At 64.5% G+C, this 22,743-nt stretch carries 14 protein-coding genes and 1 pseudogene; 11 read left to right on the plus strand and 4 right to left on the minus strand.

Annotated features, from left to right (window positions below; genetic code table 11):
* The first annotated feature begins 110 nt into the window (after positions 1-110).
* Positions 111-1,343 carry a lipase family protein gene (locus G6N32_RS24900; protein ID WP_163789436.1) on the plus strand — a complete coding sequence of 411 codons (1,233 nt, stop codon included), beginning with the start codon at positions 111-113 and terminating at the stop codon, positions 1,341-1,343.
* Complete coding sequence (locus G6N32_RS24905) at positions 1,340-2,695, plus strand: alpha/beta hydrolase (RefSeq protein WP_232077318.1); 1,356 nt, start codon at positions 1,340-1,342, stop codon at positions 2,693-2,695. Before G6N32_RS24900 ends, G6N32_RS24905 begins: the two co-directional genes overlap by 4 nt.
* A gap of 17 nt (positions 2,696-2,712) precedes the next feature.
* On the opposite strand, the gene G6N32_RS24910 is transcribed toward G6N32_RS24905, so the two are convergent.
* Positions 2,713-3,900, minus strand: a complete 1,188-nt coding sequence (locus tag G6N32_RS24910) for an acetate kinase (protein ID WP_115318454.1) — start codon at positions 3,898-3,900, stop codon at positions 2,713-2,715.
* Complete coding sequence (gene pta / locus G6N32_RS24915) at positions 3,900-5,984, minus strand: phosphate acetyltransferase (protein WP_115318453.1); 2,085 nt, start codon at positions 5,982-5,984, stop codon at positions 3,900-3,902. Before pta ends, G6N32_RS24910 begins: the two co-directional genes overlap by 1 nt.
* A 361-nt stretch (positions 5,985-6,345) precedes the next feature.
* Here pta and G6N32_RS24920 point away from each other — a divergent pair, with 361 nt between their 5' ends.
* From G6N32_RS24920 to G6N32_RS24935, 4 genes are read left to right on the plus strand one after another with little or no spacing between them, the layout of a single operon-like run.
* A complete protein-coding gene (locus G6N32_RS24920) occupies positions 6,346-7,716 on the plus strand; it encodes a hypothetical protein (RefSeq protein WP_147291984.1) in 1,371 nt (456 codons plus the stop codon).
* On the plus strand, positions 7,709-9,136 hold the full coding sequence (locus G6N32_RS24925; RefSeq protein WP_232077320.1) for a glycosyltransferase family 2 protein: 1,428 nt from the start codon (positions 7,709-7,711) through the stop codon (positions 9,134-9,136). The genes G6N32_RS24920 and G6N32_RS24925 overlap by 8 nt, the downstream gene beginning before the upstream one ends.
* A gap of 32 nt (positions 9,137-9,168) precedes the next feature.
* Complete coding sequence (locus G6N32_RS24930; protein WP_115318451.1) at positions 9,169-11,100, plus strand: hypothetical protein; 1,932 nt, start codon at positions 9,169-9,171, stop codon at positions 11,098-11,100.
* Entirely contained in the window at positions 11,097-12,833 is a 1,737-nt protein-coding gene (locus G6N32_RS24935; RefSeq protein WP_115318450.1) for a glycosyltransferase family protein, read from the plus strand. Before G6N32_RS24930 ends, G6N32_RS24935 begins: the two co-directional genes overlap by 4 nt.
* Positions 12,834-12,841: 8 nt before the next feature.
* Here the strand turns inward: G6N32_RS24935 and G6N32_RS24940 are convergent, their stop codons facing one another.
* The gene (locus G6N32_RS24940; protein WP_115318449.1) at positions 12,842-13,807 is read right to left on the minus strand and encodes an NAD-dependent epimerase/dehydratase family protein; all 966 of its coding nucleotides are present in this window, start codon (positions 13,805-13,807) and stop codon (positions 12,842-12,844) included.
* An 823-nt stretch (positions 13,808-14,630) separates the two neighbouring features.
* Here G6N32_RS24940 and G6N32_RS24945 point away from each other — a divergent pair.
* Positions 14,631-15,539 (plus strand): annotated as a pseudogene (locus tag G6N32_RS24945) (aldo/keto reductase); the annotation flags it as partial.
* A gap of 12 nt (positions 15,540-15,551) precedes the next feature.
* Entirely contained in the window at positions 15,552-17,237 is a 1,686-nt protein-coding gene (locus G6N32_RS24950; RefSeq protein WP_115319035.1) for an FAD-dependent oxidoreductase, read from the plus strand.
* Positions 17,238-17,261: 24 nt separating this feature from the next.
* Here G6N32_RS24950 and G6N32_RS24955 read toward each other — a convergent pair whose 3' ends face one another.
* On the minus strand, positions 17,262-19,238 hold the full coding sequence (locus G6N32_RS24955) for a hypothetical protein (RefSeq protein WP_115318448.1): 1,977 nt from the start codon (positions 19,236-19,238) through the stop codon (positions 17,262-17,264).
* A 443-nt stretch (positions 19,239-19,681) separates the two neighbouring features.
* Here G6N32_RS24955 and G6N32_RS24960 point away from each other — a divergent pair, with 443 nt between their 5' ends.
* The 3 genes from G6N32_RS24960 to G6N32_RS24970 all read left to right on the plus strand — a co-directional run bounded on the left by G6N32_RS24960 (position 19,682) and on the right by G6N32_RS24970 (position 22,723).
* Complete coding sequence (locus tag G6N32_RS24960; protein WP_419538670.1) at positions 19,682-21,058, plus strand: tyrosine-protein kinase domain-containing protein; 1,377 nt, start codon at positions 19,682-19,684, stop codon at positions 21,056-21,058.
* A 170-nt stretch (positions 21,059-21,228) separates the two neighbouring features.
* On the plus strand, positions 21,229-21,858 hold the full coding sequence (locus tag G6N32_RS24965) for a WecB/TagA/CpsF family glycosyltransferase (RefSeq protein ID WP_163789440.1): 630 nt from the start codon (positions 21,229-21,231) through the stop codon (positions 21,856-21,858).
* A 37-nt stretch (positions 21,859-21,895) separates the two neighbouring features.
* Positions 21,896-22,723: a glycosyltransferase family 2 protein gene (locus G6N32_RS24970; protein WP_163789442.1), complete on the plus strand. Its 828-nt coding sequence runs from the start codon at positions 21,896-21,898 to the stop codon at positions 22,721-22,723.
* Positions 22,724-22,743 lie beyond the last annotated feature (20 nt).

Below are 22,743 nucleotides of genomic sequence, written 5' to 3' on the forward strand. Positions count from 1 at the left end.
GACCACCGGGCCGAGTTATCCCACGTCAGGTCGCACAACCGGCCGGCAGCACCAACGGATGCAGCTCAACCGACGCCGATGCGCCTTCGGCGACCACTACCATCTGGTTCGTGCGACGAATAGTGACGGCCCTGTCCCTGCTGGTGATCGTGGTTCTGAGCGGCGCCGCATGCGGTAAGTCCCCGTCACCGCAGCCCACGACGGACAAGCCCGCGCCGTCAGAGCAGTACGGCGATGTGATCACCAGTGATGCGGCAAGGGATCTCGATCCGTCACTGCAGTCGGCAGTCGAGTGGGCCCAGCGCTTCACGTACGCGTCCCGGTCCGGGATCAACGACAACGGCACCCATGTCACGGCGATTCTGTTGGTGCCGAAGGGGCCCGCCCCGGACGGCGGGTGGCGACTCGTTGCGTTCGGGCATCCCGCCAGCGGCACCAAACCAGGCTGCGGTCCGTCAACGTCGCCGACACTGCTCGATTCGTCGGCCGTGGTACTGCAGTTACTGCAAGCCGGTTACGCGGTCGTTGTATCGGACTATCAGGGGCTGGGCGACCTCGCCAAGATCCAGGATCGGCCGGACCGGGACCATTACCATCCCTATCTCGATTCGACGACAGTCGGCTACAACCTGATCGATTCGGTGCGTGCCGGACGCCAGGTGATCGAACGGGCCGGCGGCCAGGCGTCGACGTCCTGGCTCGCCCTTGGCATCGGTCAGGGCGGACAGGCGGCGTGGGCCGCCAATGAGCTTGCGGCGAACCAGGGCTGGAGTATGACGTTGCTCGGCTCGGTCGCCATCTCCCCGGCCGCCGATATCACCGGTCTGGCCGATGCCGCCGAGGCAGGCACACTCAACGGCCAGCAGCAACTCGATCTCCTGGCATTTCTTTCCGGAGTGAAGAACTCGTACTTCAACGACTTCCCGCTCGACGACTACCGCAGCGGAATCGTCGCGCAGAAGTGGGACGCGCTGCTGGCATGTGATCCCGCCGGCCTCGCCGAACGCGCGACGATCGCGAGTCAGATCACCCCCGACGACCTACGGCCTCATTCCCCCGCCGCGGCGAACACGCTTCGCGGCTTCCTGGAAAAAAGCAGCCTCCCGCAAGGACCGACCCAAGGCCCGATGCTGGTGATATACGGCGACCAAGATCCGGCGACGCCCGCGGCGTGGACTGAGGCCGCGCTGGATCGCGCATGCAAAATGGGCGACGTCATCACCATTCGCCGGCTGCCCGGTGACGCCCCCGACCAGCTCGACATGGCCGAGGCACTCGACTGGATGAACCAACGCGTCAACTCCGTTCCGGCACCCAACGATTGCGAAGGCCGTTCCTCGTGAGCTTGCTACATGGCTGGGTGGTGATCGCCGCTCAAGTTGTGGCCGCGGCAGTGCTGTTGGCGGCGATCGGGCGCAGATCACCACGGTGGCTGCTGCTCTGGCTTCCCATCGCGGTGATAGTCGGTGGCATCTTCGCCGGACTGACGTTCTGGTTCATCCACAACCAGGGGCTGTCCGAAGATCCTGCACCCGCGACATTCTGGGTGTGGATCGTCGGCCTCGGAGCGGCCATCGTCGTACTGATCTTCGGGTGGCGCGGTGCCGGGTGGCCCCGCAGGATTGCAGCGTTCGTGGCAGTTCCGCTGTGCCTGCTCTGCGTGGCGCTGGCACTCAACACCTGGACCGGCTACTTCCCCACCGTGCAATCCGCCTGGGACCGAATGACCGGTACCGAGTCGCCGCGCTACATCGACCAGGCCACCCTGGCCGACATGCAGCGCCAAGGAGTCCGGCCGACTCAAGGCGTCGTCGTGAAAGTGACGACACCCGATGCGGCGTCGGGCTTTCAGCATCGCCAGGAGTACGTCTATCTTCCGCCGGCATGGTTCGCGACGTCACCACCGCCCCAACTCCCCGCGGTGATGATGTTCGGCGGGCAGTTCGGCCGTCCCGACGACTGGCTGCGATCGGCCGATGCGCTTGCGACGCTGGATAACTTCACGGCGCGGCACTACGGCAACGCGCCCGTGTTCGTCTTCCCGGACGTCGGCGGGACCTTCAGTACCGACACGGAGTGTGTTAACGGCCCTCGCGGCAACGCCGCCGATCACCTCATCAAAGATGTGGTGCCGTATGTGATCTCGACTTTCAGCGTGAGCCCCAAAGCGGAGAACTGGGGAGTCGCCGGATGGTCGTCGGGCGGCACCTGCGCGCTGATGCTCGCGGTCATGCACCCCGACGTGTTCAGCGCGATCGTGAGTGTCGACGGTCAACTGGGCCCCAATGCCGGAACGCGCGAGCAGACCATCGCCCGACTGTTCGGTGGCGATGCCGCCGCGTGGGAAGAATTCGATCCACGGTCGGCGATCATCCGGCATGGTCCCTACACCGGGATGTCGGCATGGTTCGCGGTGTCGTCGGACACCACCGCTGAATACCGGCCGGGCGAGCACACCGACGTCCCGCCCTCGACACCGGCCGAATGGGACACCAATTCCGAGAACCACGCTGACATCGCCCATGCTTTGTGTTCGCTCGTGAGCAGCTATGGCATCGAGTGTGCCGTGGTGAAAACCCATGCATCGCACGATTTCCAAGGTGCGGGTGACGCGTTCGCCGACGCGCTGCCATGGCTGGCAGGCAAGCTCGGCACTCCGGGCGTTCGCCCGATTCCGATGCCCGGCGCCAAGTAGCGTCCGCGGCGCAGAACCTAGATGACAGTCAGGCAGGCCTGCGCGATCGCCAGCTCCTCGTTCGTCGGGATCACCAGCACGGTCGTCGGTGACTTGTCGGCCGAGATCCGCCGTGCGCCCCTGGCCGGACTGTCGTTGAGGTGCTCGTCGAGTTCGATGCCCAGAGGCGCCAGACCGGTCAGCGCGTCCCGCCGAACTCGTGCGTCGTTCTCCCCCACCCCGGCCGTAAACGTCACAACATCGGTGTGTCCGAGAACAGCCAGATAGGCGCCGACGTATTTGCGTAGCCGGTGGATGTAGACGTCGTAGGCCAATTGCGCTGCCTCGTCGCCGGATTCGATCCGCTGATGCACCACCCGGAAGTCGATCTCACCACCAAGGCCATACATTCCGGAGTGCCGATTGAGCATGGTCTCGATCTCCTCTACCCCCATGCCCGCGGTCCGCCAGAGGTATACGAGTACTCCGGGGTCGATGTCACCGGAACGCGTCCCCATCACCAACCCCTCCATCGGCGTGAGTCCCATCGAGGTGTCGACCGGACGGCCACCGGCGACGGCGGACGCAGAGGCACCGTTGCCCAGGTGCAGCACGATCTGGTTCAGCGATTCGACCGGCGCGTCCAAGAACTGTGCGGCCTGCTGACTGACGTACTGATGAGAGGTGCCGTGAAAGCCGTAACGGCGAATATCCCAGCGTTGGGCCAATTCCCGGTCCATCGCATAGGTGGCCGCGGCGGACGGCAGATCATGGAAGAACGCGGTGTCGAACACCGCGATGTGTGGCAGGTCGGGCAACACTCGGCGGGCGACCTCGATACCGAGCACCGCAGGTGGATTGTGCAGCGGGGCAAGCGCCGCGAGCTCCTTCAGTTTGACGATCACCGCATCGTCGATGACGGTGGGGCGGTACAGATCCTGGCCGCCGTGGACGACGCGGTGCCCGACGGCAACGAGCCCCAGATCGTCCAAATGCTGGCCCGACTCGGCGAACAAGTCGAACGCGGTGCGCAGCGCCGCCTCGTGATCGGCGATCCGGCCGTCACGGCGGATCTCTTCGGTGCCCGACTTCAACGTGGCGGCCGACGTGTCCTCGCCGATCCGCTCGACGATCCCATGCGCCACAGAGGCGCCGGTATCCGGTTGCACGAGCTGGTATTTCAGTGACGACGAGCCGGAGTTGAGTACCAGAACGGTATCGGCCATCACAGCCCCTGTGCCTGGATCGCCGTGATCGCCACGGTGTTGACGATATCCTCGACGAGCGCGCCGCGGGACAGGTCGTTGACGGGTTTGTTGAGCCCCTGCAGCACCGGCCCGATCGCGATGGCACCCGCACTGCGCTGGACTGCCTTATAGGTGTTGTTCCCGGTGTTGAGGTCCGGGAAGATCAGCACCGTCGCGCGTCCGGCCACTTCCGAGCCCGGCATCTTGGCGGCGGCCACGGTTGGGTCGACGGCGGCGTCGTATTGAATCGGCCCTTCCACCAACAGCTCCGGCGCCCGTGACCGGACCAACTCGGTGGCAGTCCTGACCTTCTCCACACCGCTACCGCTGCCCGAGTCGCCCGTCGAGTAGGACAACATCGCCACTCGCGGGTCGATCCCGAACTGCGCGGCCGTGCGCGCCGAACTGACCGCGATGTCGGCGAGTTCCTCGGCGGTCGGATCCGGCACGATCGCGCAGTCGCCGTAGGCCAGCACCCGGTCGGACAGGCACATCAAGAAGATGCTCGACACCGTCGAGACATCCGGCTGGGTCTTGATGATCTCGAAGGCCGGCCGCACGGTGTGCGCGGTGGTGTGTGCCGCGCCGGAGACCATCCCGTCGACGATTCCGTTGTGCACCAGCATCGTTCCGAAGTACGACACGTCATGCATTATTTCGCGCGCTTGCTCCAGCGTCACTCCCTTCTTCTTCCGGAGCTCGGCATACTGCTCGGCGAACTGGTCGCACAGCTCACTGGTCCGCGGATTCAGCACGGTTGCCGCCGTCAGATCCACGCCCAATTCCGCTGCACGCGAGCGGACTTGAGCTTCCTCGCCGAGGATTGTCAAATCGGCTACCCCGCGGCGCAGCAATCGTCCCGCGGCCCGCAGGATGCGGTCGTCGTCTCCCTCGGGCAGCACGATCCGCTTCCGGTCGGCCCTGGCTCGCTCCATCAGCTGATAGGTGAACATCTGCGGCGTCGTCACGGTCGGGATCGGCAGGCTGAGCCGGTCCTGCAGCTCGTCGATGTCGACATAGCGCTCCATGAGGGCGATAGCGGTGTCTATCTTGCGCTGAGAACTTGCGGTTACCCGACCCCTGGTGCTCGCCACTGCGCTCGCCGTCTCGAACGTGCCGAGATCACTGGCGATGATCGGTAGTCGCAGACCCAGGCCGTTCACCAGTTGCGCAATCGACCGGTGCAGCGGCAGCCCGCCGTTGAGGATGATGGCCGACAGGGAGGGAAAGCCCTCGGCGGCATGCGCGCTCGTCACAGCCAGCACCACGTCGGAGCGGTCACCCGGGGTGATCACCGCAACGCCTTCGGTGAGTCGTTCCAGACAGTGCTCGGCGGTCATGCCCGCCACCAGCACACCCATCACCTCGCGGCCGAGCAGCGAGGAGTCGCCATGCACGAGAACGCCACCGACGGCAACGCTCAGATCGGCGACGGTCGGGGCCACCAGCAGCGGCTCCTCGGGGAGGACGTAGATGCGCGGCCCCAGCGCCGCGCAGGCCTGCGCGACTGCCGCCAGCTGGGCCGGGTCAGCACGGTTGGCCACCACCGCCGCGGTGTGTGCATGCTGGGCGGCCAATTCGGCCAGACAGAGCTCGATGACCTGTGCGACTTCTCCCGGCGTGCGGTCGCGGGCGCGGACCGAGAGCAGCACCGGGGCGCCCAGGTTGGCGGCGATGCGGGCGTTCACGCTCAGCTCGGTGGGTGAGGCGACATCGGTGTAGTCCGATCCGACTATGACGACAGCGTCGCAGCGGTCGGCCACCTCGTGGTAGCGGTCGACGATATCGGCGATGGCGCCGTCGGGATCGGCGTGCAGCCGTTCATAGCTGACGCCGACGCATTCCTCATAGGTCAGCCCGGCGTTGCTGTGGGCCAGCAACAGCTCGAGGATGTAGTCGCGGTTCTCCCGTCGGGTGATCGGGCGGAACACGCCCGCCCTCGGCACCATCGCGGTCAGGCGGTGCAGGATGCCCAGCGCGACGGTGGACTTACCGGTGTCACCCTCGGGCGACGCGATGTAGATCGACGTAGTGGTGCGCGCGGCGGTCACGATCTTCAGCATTCCGCATCCACCGCGGCTCCGTACCCGCCGCACCCGTCGTTCACAGCTCAAACGTGAGTTGCACCACAGAGGGCGGGGTTTTCAGCGATGGATCAAATATTTGCTGTATTTGTAGTTGGCGTAACTTTTCGCTAGTCACGACCATGATCAATCCAGAGCCATTATCTGCCACACGCAGCTATGCAAACGCAAGTTAGCTGCTGCAACCATCATTTGGACACCGGATGGATAGATGCCAAACATCGATGTGACGGCCACCGTCGCGCCGCGGCCCGTTACCGACCGCGAACTCCCAGACGATATTTCGACTGACGCCCCGGCCCGGCCAACCGGTCTCGGCGTGTTGCATCGAGGCATAGCGGTGGCATCGCTTTGCCTCGTCGCGTACGCATCCAGCTACGCACACAACTTCGCCGACGCGGTCGCCGGCTCTCGAGCCGCGTATCTGATCGTCCTGCCCGTCCTGGCTCTTCTGATCGCCGCCGGATACCGCACCACCTCACACGGGGTCGGCGACGGTGAATCGGACTGGATCGTGGCCACCTTGATCGCCGTTCTCGGTCTGGCGGCCATCTATCTGTTGATCGGCCGGATGCCGACGCTGTCAGCGTGGTGGCGTCTGGAGTCACTGGCGGTCCTGGTGTGGGCCGTGTGTTGCGTCGTCGTCTTGTTCGGTATGCGCCACGCCCTCACGATGTGGGCGTTGTGGCTTTTCCTGGCGTTCTTCGCCACGCCCGTGCCCTACCTGGCGGCCACGGCCGCCCTGGGCGGAACCCCTACCGCCGGCGCAGTGGTGGCCGCCGCGATCGGCGCGGTTGCCGTTTACCTGGCCACCCGCCCGCTTCCCACACAGCGTCGACTAGCCGCCACCGCCATCAGCCTCGTGGCCAGCGCACCGCTGGTGTTCGGCTGCGCATCCTGGTTTCTGCCCACGATCATCGTCACCGGCGGAGTCATTCCCGTCCTGTCGGTTCTCGGTGCCCGGCTTGCGCCGGATCGCCGCTCGGCAGACTCCACCGAACGCTCGATCAGCGCGGCAATGCCCCACCGTTCCTCGCGGACGGTGGGTTTCCTCGCCGTCGGCACCGCGATCCTGGCCGCCGCCGGGCTGCACCAGCACGAGGCGCCGACCCTGCGAACGGTCCCAACAGACTGGACGGCCCGCAGCGGTCTGTCCCGCGGTGCGTCCTATGACTTCGTCACCAACGTCGCCGGGCCCGGCTCCACACTGGTCAGATATGCCGTGCCGGCCGAAAAAGACATGCCGACCGCCGCGGTAGACGTGCTCTCGACACCCAGCGAGGCCGTTCTGGACGACCTCGCCGATGTCGTCTGGTATCCGACCGCACGGCCGGTGAGCTATCGAGCCGTCACCGCCTCCACCGCAATCCCGGCCGGCACCCGTGCCATCCACAGCGACGCCGACGCCGCCGCCGACGCCCGTGGGGTGGACTGGTATGCGCTGACCTGGACCCAACGCGCCGGCTCACTGTTCCAGCGGGTGACCGTGATCGTCAGCCAGTCGCTGACGGGTGATCAGGCACCCCCGGCACCCCAGCCGCCCGACGTCCTCGACGCATCCGTGGGCTCGTGGCTGTGGCTGTCACGTCAGCGGCCGCAGGGCCTCGATCACGTCGATCCGCTGGTGAGTCAGCGCGCCGACAAGTTGGTGGCCGCGATCAGTGGCAGATCCGGCACCGCCTACCCCGGAGGCTCCCACAGACGTGACTGAGACCCTGCAACCCGCGCAATTGCACCCGCGGTTTTCGGCCCACAATCTCCTCGGCGCCCGCACTCTGACCGCATTGGGTGTTGCCACCGCCGCCCTGATCGCCGGCGGCGTCGCATTCCCCTACGCTGTCGCACCCACCGTGACCGCACTGATTGCCGCCTTCTATCTCGCATCCAGCATCGACCGGAATTATCTTCTGCTGCGCGGGATTCGCTCGTCGGCACTCATCCGGGTCTCCGACGACGAGGCGCTGGCACTCACCGATGACGAGTTGCCGGTGTACACGGTGTTGCTGCCCGTCTACGACGAGCCCACCATCGTCGCCAACCTCCTCAACGGAGTGGGGCGACTGGACTACCCCAGAGACAAACTGGAAATCCTGCTGCTCGTCGAGGAAGACGATCTGCCGACCCAGATGGCATTGCTCGACGCGAATCTGACATCCATCCGGGTCATCATCGTTCCCCACAGCATGCCGAAGACGAAGCCGAAGGCGTGCAACTACGGTATGGCAACGCCCGGCCTTCGCGGTGAGCTGATGACCATCTACGACGCCGAGGACATCCCCGACCCGCTGCAGCTGCGTCGGGCCGTCGCCGCATTCCGACAGACCCCGGCCGAGGTCGGGTGCCTGCAGGCCAGGCTCGGCTACTTCAACGAGCGCCAGAATCTGCTGACGCGATTCTTCTCCTTGGAGTACGACCAATGGTTCGGCGTCGTGCTGCCTGCGGTGGAACGGGCCCGCTGCGTTGTGCCGCTCGGCGGCACCTCCAACCACATGCGCGCCGACGTGTGGAGGGAGATCGGCGGGTGGGACGAGTACAACGTGACCGAAGACGCCGATCTCGGTGTGCGGCTTGCGCGCTGCGGCTACCGAACCCGGATCCTGGATTCGGTGACGCTGGAAGAGGCGAATTCCGATGTGGTGAACTGGATTCGGCAACGGTCGCGCTGGTACAAGGGCTACCTGCAGACCATGCTGGTCCATCTGCGCAATCCCGCGGCCCTGCGCAGAGAGATCGGCGTCAAGGGCACCTGGCGCCTGATCAACATGACCGGCGGTGTGCCGCTTACCGCGGCGTGCAATCTGCTGTTCTGGTTCATTCTGGCGACGTGGATGTTGGGCCGGCCCCACGCCGTCGAAGTGGTGTTCCCACCGATGACCTATTACGTCTGTCTGGTTCTGCTTCTCATCGGCGCACCGATGTCGGTCTTCGTCGGCCTCATCGTCGCGCAGGCGTTGGGTAAACCCCACCTCTGGTGGGCGGCTGCGCTGGTCCCGCTGTATTGGTTCCTGCAATCCATTGCGGCGGTGAAGGCGTTCTATCAGCTGGTGACCAAGCCGTGTTTCTGGGAGAAGACCGTCCACGGCCTGTCCGAAAAACACACTGTCCCTGAGTCGACGGGAAATCTTTCGTGAGAGCACTTTTCGCCAGACTCGGCACCGTGAGTATGGTGTCGGTTCTGCTTGCGGCACCGATGCTGGGCAGCGCGCTCGCGCCCGCGTCGGCAGACCCGGACAGTGACGTGGTCGAGGTGATCTCCACTGAGCCCGCACCCGAGCCGCCACGGTTGATCGGGTGGCCCCAGCTGGGATTGCCGGACAGGATCGATCTACTGGGAGCCAATCAACCCAGCGAGACCGCGATCCCGGTCCCGGCCGGCACGGTGCCGACGACGCTCAGTGGCGTCATCGGCGCGGTCGTCAACGTGGTCAGCGGGCGGGTGGACGTTCTCGACGACCGCGGCATGGTGCTCGGCACCATCCCGGTACCGGCCGACGCGACGACCGTACCGTTCGAAATCGACATCAGCCCGGCGCTCGTCGCCAACGGCATGGCCAAGCTGAGCTTCGTCATCCGCGACAACAACCAGAACGTCAACAATTGCACGCAGATACCGGCGCTTTCGATCAGCCAGCTCGCCAGTTCGTTCGCCGGGCCGCCGACCGACCCGGCATCGGTAGCCGACTACCTGCCGAGCTTTCTCGACAAGATCCTGATCAACGTCGGCCCGAATCCGACCTACGTTCAGCAGCAGGCGGCACTGGACTTGGTGGCACAACTGACCAAGAAGTACCGTCCGATGCCGGTCCGCATCGACGTCACCACCCAGGACATCGCACCCGCGCCGGAACCCACTGTGCGGGTGATCGACATCCGCGACAACAGCCAGCCAGGGGTGATCGTCGAGAACGCCGGCACGCCCGCGGCGACGCTGGTGATCAGCGGCACCGGACAGACACTGGCTCGACAGGTGCAGCTATTCGTCGACCAGAGAACGAATTTGGCCCAGGCACCGGCAGCCGTTGTGCTGTCGTCCAAGGACGACACCACACTGTCGAGCAACACCAAGACCTTTGACCAGCTCGGCGTCAACGGCCAGGCCTCGGTCCTCGGGGTCACCACCATCTACGCCGGCTTTGACGTGAGCGCCTTCGGCGCGGGTCCGATCAGCAGTGCCAGCGTCCACCTGATGGCCAAGTACACCCCGGTCGGCAGCGGCCAGGCATCGGTGCTGATCCGTTCGGGATCAACGGTTTTGGCCACCCACCGGCTGGACAATTCGGGAACGCTGGACATCAGCGGCGTGATCCCTCCGGAAGAGATCGCCTCGAACGTCGGACTCGCACTGGAGCTTCGCTACATTCCACAGCAGGAATGCGCCCCCCTCAATGACCGCATGACGTTCGCCCTGGACGGGCAATCGACGGTCACGGTTACGCCGGGTACCAACAACCGCGGCGGATTCCCGGTATTGCCAATGGCATTCACCCCTGACTTCTACGTGACACTGGACAGTCCCGAATACATCAGGTACGCCGCGCAGGCCATCAATCTGATGGCGCAGCAGACGTCGGTGACTCTGCGCCCGAAAGTGACGACTTTCGGCCAAGCGTCCAGTTCCGGCACCGGATTGTTGGCCGTCACCAGCGGTGCCGCTCTGTCCAAGGCAGGCATGAAAGCTCCGCTGGTTCCCAACGGAGCAAGCGACGTCGGCGTCAACGGCGACCCCGCCACCGATCTCAATGTCAACGGGCAGGTCGGTGCCATCCAGGCGTTCACCTCCAACAACCGCACGGTGCTGGCCATCTCGGCCACCGGCGACTGGTCCCTGGTCGACGCGTCGTTCGACTACATCCGCGGCCTGCCCAGTCGCTGGGCATCGGTGGTCGGCGACGTGGTCGCCACCGGATCGCAGGGCCGTACGGTGAACATGTCCGTCAACGAGGGCGGCCCGATGGCCCGCCAGCCCAATCCCGGCGCCGCCTGGAAATGGTGGGCGTGGCTCAGTCTCGGCATCGGCACCGCCGCGCTCGTCATCGCCGCGACAGTTCTGGTGATCCGGTTACGCAGGCGCACCACCACCAGCCCTGAGCTGTGACCACGGTCGTAGCCGCTCCGATCCAGGCCGACTCCGACCAGTCGGCCCAGGGCAGCACGCGCTGGCCGGGGTTGCTGCTCTTCACCGTCTTGACTGCGCTCTACTGTGCGGTCGGGACCGTTCTGGTGCTGCGGTACAACATCTTCGAGCCGGATGCACCCAATCGGGTGGCCAACGCCGGGTTTGCGATCTACGCCCGCGATCCACACCTGTCGGCCATCGGGTTCGTCTGGAATCCGCTGCCCAGCATGGTCGACATACCGTTCGTGGCACTCAGTCACTGGTGGCCGGCGCTGAAGTACTACGGGATCGCCGGAGTCATCCAGAGTTCGCTGTTCATGGCCGGCGCCGCGCTCATGGTCCGGGGTATCGCGCTCGACCGCGGACTCCCGACGGCGTGGCGGTGGGTCGCCGTCGGCGCGGTGGCCCTGCACCCGATGATCATTTTGTACGGCGGCTCCGGCCTGAGCGAGGCGGCGGAGATGTTCTGCCTGGTGTGGGCTGTACGGCACTTGATGCGATGGTGCGATAGCGAGCGCGTCGGGGACCTCGCCTGGGCCGGCATCGCTTTGGGCTGTGGATATCTCACCCGATACGAGGTGGTCCCGGCTGCCGCCGGCGCCGCCCTGTTGGTCGGTGTGGTCACCTGGCATCGCTCGCGCGGTTCCGACCGTCTGCAGTCCACCGTCCTCAACCTGGGCATCATCGGATTCCCGATCGCCGTTACCATCCTCATCTGGGCAGTCACCGGCTGGATCATCAACGGGGAACTGTTCGCCACCTTCTCCTCCCAGTACGGCAACAGCAGCCAGGTGGCACAGCGGTTGGCACATGTGGGTCGCGGCGACCCCGGTTCCGGATGGCTGGTCGTCTCCGCACGGCTCTTCGGCATGCAACCGCTGACGGGAATCGCCGTTGCGACGGCGGTGCTGGTCGCGGTGTTCCGCAGACAGGTCAGCACTGTCGTGCCGGTGGCAGTCCTCGGTGCCACCCTGACGTTCGCCGCAGTGGCACAGCATCTTTCGATGACGTTCGGGTGGTTCCGCTTCTATCTGCTGGCCATCCCGATGGTGGTCTGCATCGCGGTTGCCTGTTGGACGTCGGCGCGGCCGGGCGCTGCCCGCAGCACGGCGGATAGGCGTTCCACCCAAGCCGCCGCTGTCTTACTCACCGCGTCGGTGGTGGTGGCGATCCCGGTGACGACGCCGCTGATCGTCAACGAGGACATCGCGTACGGGCAGCTGGAATCCAGCTTCATCTCTCTGGTCGATCCGGTCGGCCATCCTCCGGAGAAGCAGTCCGCACGCCGGCGCCTGATCAGTGAGCGGCAACTCGCCGCCTGGCTCGACGCGAAGAAGCTTCCGGACGGCGCGGTGTTGATGGATACCTTCTTGGCGTGGGGGGTTTGGCTGTCCTCGGACCACCCGAAACAGTTCGTGATCACCAGTGACTACGATTTCTCGGCGGCCTTGAACAGGCCGTGGGACATGGGAATCCGCTACATCGTGGCGACCAATCCCCGGCTCAATATCCCCGACGCGATCAACCGCCGCTACCCGGACCTGTGGTCTACCGGCGCGGGGATCGGCAGGCTGATCTACTCGGCAGACGGCGTGACAAGCGACGAGATGTTCCGCGTCTACGAGGTCATCGGCAAGCCCGTCGATCCGGTCAGCACCCCTGGAGCGCCTCGTCCGGTCTCAGCTGTGGAGCCGGTCAAACCACCGCGCTGAGGTACCGCTCACTGCGGCAACCCGCCGCCGCAGTCCCGCCGCCAGTCGGCGAAGGCCTCGCGAAGCGAATACTGCGCGGTGAAGCCGATGTCGGCGAGACGCTCCGAGCTGATGTTGGTATCGAACTGCAGTTTCTGGATACGTCTGGGGTGCAGGCCGAAACGTGCTCCCGTCGGATCGACCACCGCGAACGGCGTGGCCGCAGCCAGGGCGAGGCGGTAGGGAACAGTCCGCGGGTGGCGGTCCCATCCCCAGGCCGCGTTGATGGCGTCGACGTGGTCGTGGATCGTGGTCGGCTGCGGATAGACAGCATGGTAGGTCACGTGCGGCCCGTCGTCTTCGGTGAGCAGGGTCAACAGCCGAACCATGTCTTTGAGGTAGATACAGCTTTTCACGGTGTCGTCGCGGCCGATGTAGGCGAAGCGGCCCTTGCTGAGGCCGCGGATCAACCGCCGCATGTTGCCGGTGTCGCCGGGGCCGAACACCACGCCCGGACGCACGATGCGCAGGCGCCGTCCCGGCTTCTCGGCCTGCCACGTCCGCAGGATCTCCTCTGCCTGCAGCTTGCTGGCGCCGTACGCGGTGTCTGCGTCGCCGAAGTCGCTTTCACTGCGGCGCCACGGACCAGAAGCAAAGGCCATCATCGAACTGGTGAAGACGATGTTGTCCACACCCGCTTCACCGGCGGCCTGACACAAGCGACGTGTCGCCTCGGCATTGTTGGCGAAGTAGTCCCGCCACGGAAAACCGGGTTCCTTGGACAGCGCGGCCAGGTGCACGATCGTCGGCGGGCACGGCCGGGGCAAGTCAGCCGCGGTGATGGTCTTCAGATCCAGACGCAGCGAGTCAGCGGCCGGCTTGGCGTCACGGTCGATTCCCACCACGGGTCGGCCGATCTCGCGCAGGTGCGAGACCAACGCACTGCCGATGAAACCCGCACTGCCCGTGACCATCACGGCCCCGTCAGTCGTCATTGAAGCGCCGATCCGAACAGTGTGATCATGAATCGCCCCTCAGTTACCGGCATGGAATTAATCGCCTTCGCATCGCCTGATAAGCCAACTGTCAATATACGACTTCGGCGCTGAGAATTGCCGCCCAACCCAGCCCACCCCGGCCGGGCATCGAAAACACTCGCTGGCTTCACTTTTCACGCGGGGAAGACCCCACAGCGGTACAGCATTGCTCGTCGAGTCGTTGCACAGGGAGAGACTCCAAGTGATCGCCCAACGCTCACCCCCCGGAATGGCCCCCCGATGCGAACGGAGCATAGCACTGCGCGCTCACCGCGAGATTCGAAAGCGCCGATATGAATAGCCCTCGCAGAGCACGCCGTCCGTGGCCGGTCGGCAGATGGATGGTATCCGGAGTCAGTGCGTGATGTCCCCGTTCCGCACAGGCCGCAGCGGACCATCGGCTTCGTCAGTCTCATGGCAGACTCAACCTCAAAGTGTTTAGGCACCAACATTTTTCACAAGGCTTGGGGTTGCGGACCCGCCGGCGGCCAACTCTTGCTCGCGAGCTACCGTCCGCAAAGTCTTTAGCCGCGCGGACCAGGACGAGCACCGTTGCGAGCACTTGCCGGAATCGACCAGCTCGAAGCCGTGCCGCAATCGTGCACAGTGGCGACTCGCGGACCGTTCGCGGCAAACCTGATGGCGGCAAACCGGACAGAAAGATTGCGCCTGACCCGGCTGTACTCATAGCCTACGGAGATGTATCCGCGGTGGCGACGGGGCGTTTCGCCAGACATACGGGGGCTGGGTGTTAGGGCGGGTTGAACTCCAGGGACCACAGTTGACCGTGAGCGCGGTCGGATTCGGATGTGGTGGCCTGATGCAGTCACCCTCCCGCAAGGAGCGAATGGCTGTCCTGGGCAGCGCAGTCGACAGCGGGATGACCCATTTCGACACCGCACGTATGTACGGACTCGGGATGGCAGAAGCTGAGCTAGGTGCGTTCTTGCGCACCATCGACAGAGACCGCGTCACCATCGGCACCAAGTTCGGCACCCCCGTCGGTGGCCTCGCCAGCCGGCTGGCCCGGTTTCAGGCTCCCGCGCGGGCGCTGCTTCGTAAAGCACCCGCGTTGCGGGCGGCCGTCAAGAGCCGCCAGGCCCCGGCCCCGATCCCCCGGGCGTACGACGCCACCATCGCGGCATGCAGTCTCGACGAAAGCCTCACCGCGCTGGGGGTGGATTACGTCGACATCCTGTTCGTGCACGGCCCGCGGCACATGGACACCGTGGCCACCGACGAGCTCCGCGAGTTCTTCGAGCGCGCTCGCCAGCAGGGCAAGATCCGCGCCTGGGGGGTGTCTCAGGACGAGGACCTCGAGGTGGATTTCGTTGGACGGTTCGGTCCCGAGGCGGTGGACCAGCTTCGCAGCGACGTGCTCCATCCTCCGCCGCGTGCGTCTGATATCACGTTCGGTGTCCTGAATCGGCCACTCGAGATGATCTCTTCCGCGTTGCAGGCTGATACCCGAATGGCGAGCCAGTGGCGTGATGCTCTGCAGCTCGACCCGCTGGCTCCCGGCGTTTTGGCCAAGCTGCTTCTTGGATCAGCCACCGCGGCAACGGAATCCCGCGCGATCCTCTACAGCACCACCGATCCCAAGCGCATCGCCCAAGCGGCCGACGCCGTCTCGTCGCCCTACGATGCCGAGACGTTGTCCCGGTTCTTGGAACTCGCCGCGGAGTTCCGGCTCAGTGGCCGGATGGTGCGCAAGACCGAAGATTTCGTCGCGGGTACGACGATCAGGACGGACGTCGTTGTCGTCGGCGCCGGTCCGATCGGTATCTCCACCGCCTTGGAGCTCGCGAAGTCCGGTGTCGAGGTGGCGCTCATCGAAAGCGGTCTGGAGCGCACCGATCACACCGCACAGGAGTTGGCGTCGTTCGACTCGCGACAAGACGACGTCTTCCATGCCCGCAGCGATCTGACTGTCCGCCGCGCGGTGGGCGGCGCATCGGCGTTATGGGGTGGGCGTTGTGTCGCGTTCGACCCGATCGACTTCGAGGACCGACCGCTGACGGCGCAGGCGCCGTGGCCCATCCGGCACTCCGATGTCGAGCCTTATATGCAACGCGCCTGTGATTGGGCGCAGTGCGGCCGGGCGGCCTTCAACGTGCGAGACATTCCCGAACTCGCGCAACGCGATCTGGTCGCCGGACTGCCCGACGGTGACGTGCGCACCAGTGACCTCGAACGCTGGGCACTACCGACGCGCTTCGGCCGCGAGTACCGCGACGCCATGCACGACAGCCCGTTGTTGTCGCTGTGGACCGGCCTGACCTGCACAGAGGTCGTGACCACCGAGCGCGGCGACTCCGTGGATCACCTCGTCGTCAAAACCCTTGACGGTAAGGAAGGAAAGGTGGTCGCAAACGATTACGTCATCGCGACCGGCGGCGTGGAGGCAACCCGGCTGCTGCTCGCATCAGACCGCCATCATCCGGCGGGGCTGGGCAACGCGGGTGGGCATCTGGGGCGCTGGTATATGGCCCATACCGAGGGCCGATTCGCCCGCGTGAAATTCAACACCGACGACGTCATCTACGAGCACGAGCGTGACCGCGACGGCGTGTACGTCCGGCGACGGTTCACCTTCAGTCCGCAACTGCAGCGCGAGCTCGAAATCCCCAATGCTGCAACCTGGTTGGTCAATCCGCCGATCAGCGACCCGGGACACGGAAGTGGGATCCTGTCGGGGGTCTACCTGACTTTGATCTCCCCGGTGGGTCGTTTCCTGCTCGCCGAGGCGATTCGTGAGGCCCACACCAAGACCGAGGGTCCACCGCAAATCATGGCCCACGTCCGCAACATCGTGCGCGATCTGATCCCGTCCATCCGGTTCGCGATCACATTCTCCTACGCCCGCCTCATCCGCAAGGGGCGCAAGGCGCCGGGCTTTTTCATCAAAAGCGCCGACAACCGGTATTTGCTCCACTACCACGGTGAGCATCTACCGCACTGGGAGAGTCGGGTCGAACTCACCGAGGAGCGCGACGCACTCGGCATGCGTAAAGTCCGGACCCATATGCACTTTTCGGACGCCGACTACGAAAGCGCCCGCAAGGCAATCGAACTCATCGACGCCCACTTGCGTGCCACCGGTGCCGGAAATGTGGAGTGGCTCACCGACGATCCCGAAGGTTCGGTACGGGAGTTCATGCGCGGGTTCGCCGGCTACCACCAGGCCGGGACAACGCGTATGTCCGAATCTGCCGAGGACGGCGTGGTGGATTCCGACCTGCAGGTCCACGGGGTACGCGGACTGTACGTGGCGAGCACTTCGGTGCTTCCCACCTCGAGTCAGGCCAACCCGACGCTCGTCGGGATCGCGCTGGGAGTCCGACTGGCCGATCACCTCGCCGATGCCCGGGCCGCTGAGGGAAGCTAGCTGACCGCCGATTTCGTCGGCAGACTATTCATCGACGTCAGCGGGTTTGGGCCGGCGTAAAGCCAAGATCACGGCCAAGACCGCAATGACCGCGAGCACGCCGCCACCTATAAGGCCGTATTTGAGCCACCCGCCCGAACTGCCGCTGGTCTGAGTCGGCGCGAGGCTGTCGCTGGTCGTTCGGATCGCCACATTGGTCGGCGTGCCTGCCTCGCCTGCTGCGAGCACGTCCCCGGTCAGCCCCAACCAGTTACGGTCCGAAGCCGCGATATAGCTGAACAGGGGGTCCACCAGCTTCCAGTCGCCAGTCGTCGTGACGAGGATGACAGATCGATTGCGTTGCGGATCGGCGAAAGCCTGAATAGATCCAAGGCCACCCTCCATGTTGACGTTCAACTCGGTCGGCAGCCCGAACTTCACCATCGGACCCTCGCCGCCAATCGGCGGGTTCAGTGCAGTTTGTTTGATGGCCCCGGAATTGGCCACTATCAGTGCCCCCGAGTTGCCGTCTACCGCGGACTGAAGGCTGACAACCTGTGGCGTGAGAGGGGTTTTCGTAATGCGCGACACCACCGCAACTATGTCGGCGGCATAGCTGAGCTGATTAGGGCTACTTCCGTCGAGCGCCACCACGAACTTGGGGCTGAACTCGGACGGAAACGCGGTGAAGCCGCCAAGTGGAGCGCCACCCCTGTGCATGGTGAGCGTGGATCGTGGATCAATCTGAAATGTCATGGGCGCAACCAAGGGTGAACAGTCCTGCGCCGGCGTATCAGTCAGCGTGAATTGGAGATTGATGTACCGCTGGTCGAGAATTCGGCTGTCGAGGTTGAACGTCGTATCCAGACGTCCGGTGCCGTCGAGCGTGCCCCGATAGACGATGACGTTGTTGGAGCGGATCATCACCGTTGATGCGTCACCTTGGTGGACAGGCGTGTAGTCGGCGAGCAAATGAACCTGAACCCCGTCGAATCTGGGGCCCAACGATGCACGGTCAGAACCGACCTCGAAAGTGCTCGTCTCGAAAAAAGTGGCTTGCCCGCTCACTTTCAACTCGCCGAACGTGAGCGTGTCTCCGCGCTGAACCGTGTCGGACCCGGCTTGGGTGACGCGAGCCGCGGCCACCTGCGCCAGTGGTTGCAGCTCAGTGGTAAGCAACGACACCTGTGCCGAGAGTTGGTCGCCGTCACCGGAAATCCGAAGATAAGCGTCTGGCGCCCCGGGATTTTCGACGCTCAAGCCGGGTTCGCCGGTCTCTACGACAACCGCACGATCCATGCCAAGGGCCGGCGGCGGTTGCGCGCCACGCGGCTGGCTGACGACCGTAATCGGCAGCGGCCGGGGCGCGTAGATTCGCGCCAAGGTCGACACCAGCGTCAACACCGCCTGCTGCTCGGCGGAATTGGCATCGGATGCCGCATAGATTGTTACCCGTCCGAGCACTGAGGGGAAAAAGCTCGCGATCGTGGTCACTGGAGGATTTGTCCCAGTGAATTCGGTTGTCAGATCACTGATCGTCAATCGCTGGAGAGGGGCACAAGCACGGTCGACAGTGTCGCGTACGCGGATCACGAATGACAGGTCGATCGACGAACCTTGCACACGTGCGGCCGAAATGTCGACATCGAAAGGTGTTGCGGCTTGGGCCGTCGCCGCAGCGGACAAATCGACTGACGCTAGAAATTTGCCGTCGCCATCATCGATCTCGAGGTAACCGGCAGTGACATTCTCCGGCATGCCAATCATGCCCCTCAGCCGCGAAGCAGTCATCCCTGCGGGCAGCGGAACGGTCACGGGCGTGCGGGCGCGCCCGTACAGCTCTACCGTCGATTGCAAACCAAGGGCCGGCCACGACAACACATTGGCTTCGACCGCAGCTGGCGGATCGGCCGTGTCGCCGGGCGCCGCATAGGCCACCCCAGCGGATGACCCGAATAGCGTCGCCGACAGAACCAGCAAAATCGCCCAGGTGACCGCGCGCTTCGCTGTGAAGCGGTTCATCGGAGAGCCTTGAAAGAGGTATCGATGTGCACGAAGGTGCCCTGCCCCCGTGGCTGCGGCGGAACCGGGAACCAGACTGAACCGATCGAGTGCACGCTGTTCTACTTTCGAGTCCGAAATTGAGGTAATCCCAACCGCTGAGAGGGACAGGCCTCAGCAGGGTTAGGATCATATCCCGTTTGCCACATGTCAAGGTGCGCGCGAAACGCCCGTTGAATTGAACTGTTCAGCAGTCGGCACAGATGCCGCGAACACTCCAGCCGTTTATTGCCGGGTCGATTGACCCGCCGCGGCTGTAAGGACTACCTAGAGCGGCCGCGAAATAATTACCTTGATAGGTAAGTCAGGGCAACCCATCGTGATTCCCCGCGCTATTGTCAGCAAGGAGCAGGCACGTCTGACCGGGCTTGCTAGTCCTTTGGTGCCGACAAGTCTGGTGGAATGTGGACCTTCGTAGCTACTGCCGTGTGTTGGTGCGGCGCTGGCCGGTACTCATGTCCGTGTTCGTCCTGGTCGGCGCTGCGGTGGCCGGAGTGGGGTTCCTCGTTCCGGAGACCTTCACCGCCAACGCCCGAATAGTATTCACGCCCAACTTATCCGTGGATACGGAGATGCAAACCCGCCAGGTTGCCCAGTTGTATCTCGCGGATCGCATGAAGACCTACGCACAGGTAGTGACCACCAACCAGGTTCTGCAACCGGTCATAGACTCGCTCAGTCTGGGTGTCACGGTGCCAGAGCTGGTCAAACGGACAGAAGTCACGATCCCCACCGGCACCCAGGTTATCGACGTGGCGGTGTCGGCGCCGACCGGTGAGGAGGCCGCCGCCACAGCCAACCGCACAGCCAACCGCATTGCTAACGCAATGCCGTTCGCCGTGGCCGGCCTCGAGGGCGCGGCTTCGGTCGCTGCGTCGCCGATCCAAGTCTCCGTGCTTCAACCCGCCCAAATACCCTCTTTCCACACGACCCCGAACGTCACGTTGAACCTCATCGTCGCGGCTGGGTTGGCGTTCATCGCAGCGATATTCGCTGCGGTTCTCGTGGACAACTTCGATACCCGGGTGCGAAGGCGCCGTGACGTCACCGCTTTGGGCGCTACGTACCTTGGCGGGATACCGGCGGGACGTCGCACCAAGGCCAAGGATTCGCAGGTCTCGACGCAGGCACCCGACCGCGAGGCGATCTTTCGGCGGATCGCCATCGACGTTCTCCACGCAGTCGATGAGACACCGACACGTCTGGTATTCACCTCCCCACGGATGGGCGTGGACAAGACGATGGTGGCGGCCAACATCGCCGGTGCGCTCGCCGAGGCAGGCAACCATGTGGTCTTCATCGACGCGGACGTGCGGGGACGCCGCCTGGCTTCTCAGGTCGGCATCAAGCAATCGCCGGGGATCACCGACCTGGTCTCCGGCCGTAATGAACTGGACGAGTCGTTCTTCGAATCGACATGGCGCGGCTTCACCATCATTCCGTGCGGCGGCAGCGCCATCGATGCCGGCGAGATGCTCGCCAGCGAGAAGTTCGGCGAGGTGATGAGAGACCTTGCCGGCTACTTCGATGTGATCATCGTCGACGCCCCGCCGATCACGAATTTGAGCGAGGGTTCGCTCTTCACTCAGAACATCAAGGACGTCGTGGTGGTCGCCGAAGCGGTCAATACGCGACGTAAGGAGTTCCTGCTTGCCACCAACTCCCTGCGGCACGCCGGAGCTAAAATCCTGGGTGTTGTGTTGTCGCGAGTTCGCAAGGATGAGCAGTCGGCGCCCGCCGAAGAGAAGGACCGAAACGATGAGGCGACATCCGATCGATGATGACCGGCAGATGACGTCGGCGGGATGAGCGGCGGATGCCGCGACCGATAGTCACACGCCATGCACGCTTCAACATTTCAGAAATAAGCGAGCCAGAGGTTATCAAGGCGATCTTGACGCGTAGTGCTCCGCTATCCGCGGGAGCGCCCCACCTGGTTGTGACACCGAACATGAATCACGTTGCTCGACTTCAGTCCTCAGCTGAGTTCGGATCGATCTACGAGCGTGCCAGGCTGATTCTGGCCGACGGCTGGCCGGTAGTGCGGCTCGCGAAAAGCCTGGGTGCTGGGATTTCGGGCCGCTCCACCGGAAGTGGGATCACATACACCTTGGCGCATACCTACGGCGGGGGCCATCGCGTTTTCCTCGTCGGTGGCTCCACGCCGGCCTCGCTCGAAGCGGCTGCGGCGGTCTTCCGCGAAAATGGTTGGCTCGTCGAGTCGGAGCAAGCTCCTATGGGGTGGCTTGGCTCAGCCGACAATATGCGTGAGCTCGCCGCGCGGGTGGCCGCATTCGGCGCAGATCTCGTGCTGATCGGCGTCGGTTCTCCGTTACAGGAGCGGGTCGCCGTCAGCCTGCTCAGCGCGCAGGGGGTGACCGCGGTGCTGATGGGCGTCGGCGCTTCCATCGACTTCATCGCCGGCGAGACGGCCCGCCGCGCGCCGAAATGGATGCAGCGCCTCGGGATTGAATGGTTGCACCGCATTCTGACCGATCCCGGCCGACTCCTGAAGCGTTATGTCGGCGACGTGGTTCCGTTTCTGCGGGTTGTCCGGCAGTCTCATGCCAACTCGGAATAATGGGGGAAGACATATGACTCTGCTCATCGTCACGCCGATGTACAACGAGGTCGACAACGTGGCGGGCCTCCTCGAGTGCCTCAAGGCGCAGCGATTCCGGGACTTCGATTGGGTAGTGGTCGATGACGGCAGCACCGATGGCACCGCCGACCGTCTTGCGCAACTCGATACCGACAAGTTCGCCACCATCCTGTCGAAGAAGAACGACGGCGGACTGCTCTCCGGGTCGGAGTTCAGGTCATGGCGCTTCGGCGTCGAAAGGGCGCTGCCCCAGAAACCCTATTCGCACGTGATGAAGCTGGACGCCGACGCGCGACTGGCCCCGGATTACCTCGAACGGATCGTGCCGCTTGCGAGCGGTCGAGTCGGCATCGCAGGCGGCGTCATCGCGACGCGAGGGATGGCCGAGCAGAAGTTCCACGTGCCCGGTGCGGTCAAGCTGTACACGATCGACGCGTACCGGGCGACCGAGTCGCTGGCCACGGCACATGGCTTCGATGCGATCGACGAGATCGCGGTCAGCTACCACACGGGTTTGGAAACCCGCGTGGACACCGGCGCTCATTTCGAGCTGACGCGCGCTATCGGCGCAAGCGCGGGAGAGATCCAGGGGCGGTATCGCAATGGCCGGACGAGTCGCTGGATCGGCTACGACTTCACTTATTTCCTCGTGCATTGCGCCCGCTACATTGCGCGACGTCCATACGTGATCGGCGCGCTCGCGCTGCTGTGGGGCTACCTCACTGCGGGCCCAGGCCCGTTCGCACCGGAATTGAAGAAGGCGCACGCCCGGATGCAGCGCGAGAAGCTCGGCCGAGCAATCCGCAACCCGTTGGGGTTCTGGCGCGAGGCCTACAAGGTCTGAACCGGGCCTCGCACGCCGAT

This window comes from Mycolicibacterium aichiense, assembly GCF_010726245.1.
Taxonomy (GTDB): domain Bacteria; phylum Actinomycetota; class Actinomycetes; order Mycobacteriales; family Mycobacteriaceae; genus Mycobacterium; species Mycobacterium aichiense.